Annotated in this window: 1 protein-coding gene; it reads left to right on the forward strand. The window is 69.1% G+C overall.

Going from position 1 to position 1245, the window contains the following annotated elements; genetic code table 11:
- The coding region (locus B8460_RS10785) for an FAD-linked oxidase C-terminal domain-containing protein (protein ID WP_048861605.1) at positions 1-1245 on the forward strand (1245 nt) is incomplete at both ends.

Here is a 1245-nt window from a genome sequence, read left to right on the forward strand (position 1 = left end):
GACCGACGGTCTCCCCGCCTATCGGCAGCTGCCGCTCGCGGTCGCCCTGCCGGAGACGACGGAGCAGGCGGCGGCCGTGCTGCGGTTCTGCCACCGCAACGGCGTGCGCGTGATCCCGCGCGGCGCCGGCACCAGCCTGTCGGGCGGGGCGCTGCCGCTCGCGGACGCGGTCGTGGTCGGCATGATGCGCATGAACCGCATCCTGGAGATCGACTACGACGACCGGCTCGCCGTCGTGCAGGCGGGCGTGACCAATATCGGCATCACCCAGGCGGTGCAGGCGGAGGGCTTCTTCTATGCCCCCGACCCGTCGAGCCAGCTTGCCTGCATGATCGGCGGCAACGTGGGCATGAACTCCGGCGGGGCGCACTGCCTCAAATACGGCGTGACGGCCAACAACCTGCTCGGCCTGCGGGTGGTGACGATCGAGGGCGAGATTCTCGACATCGGCGGCCGGCATCTGGATGCCGCCGGCTATGACTGGCTCGGCCTGATCACCGGCAGCGAGGGGCAGCTTGTCCTCGTGACGGAGGTGACGGTGCGCATCCTCCGCTCGCCCGAGGGCGCGCGCGCGATGCTGGCCGCCTTCCGGTCCAACGAGGTGGCCGGCCAGTGCGTCGATGCGATCATCGGCTCCGGCATCATCCCGGTGGCGCTGGAGTTCATGGACCGGCCGGCGATCCATGCCTGCGAGGCCTTCGCCCACGCGGGCTATCCGCTCGACGCCGAGGCGATGCTGATCATCGAGGTCGAGGGTTCGACGGCGGAGCAGGACGACCTGTTGGGCCGCATCAGCGACATCTGCCGCCGGTTCGATCCGATCAGCCTGCGGGTGTCGGAAAGCCCCGAACAGAGCCTCGCGATCTGGAAGGGGCGCAAGGGGGCGTTCGGCGCGGTCGGCCGGATCAGCCCCGATTACATGTGCATGGACGGCACCATCCCGACCAGCCGGCTGCCGGACACGCTGCGCCGCATCGCCGAGATGAGCGACCAGTACGGGCTCAAGGTCGCCAACATCTTCCATGCGGGCGACGGCAACCTGCATCCGCTCATCATGTTCGACGCCAACGATCCCGACAGCTTCCACCGGGCCGAGGCGTTCGGCGCCGACATCCTGCGCCTGTGCGTCGAGGTCGGCGGTTGCCTGACGGGCGAACACGGCGTGGGCGTGGAAAAGCGCGACCTGATGGGCGTGCAGTTCACCGAGATCGAGCTTGACCAGCAGCGGCGCATCAAGAGCGCGTT

Source organism: Acidisphaera rubrifaciens HS-AP3, from assembly GCF_000964365.1.
In the GTDB taxonomy this organism is placed as follows: Bacteria; Pseudomonadota; Alphaproteobacteria; order Acetobacterales; family Acetobacteraceae; genus Acidisphaera; species Acidisphaera rubrifaciens.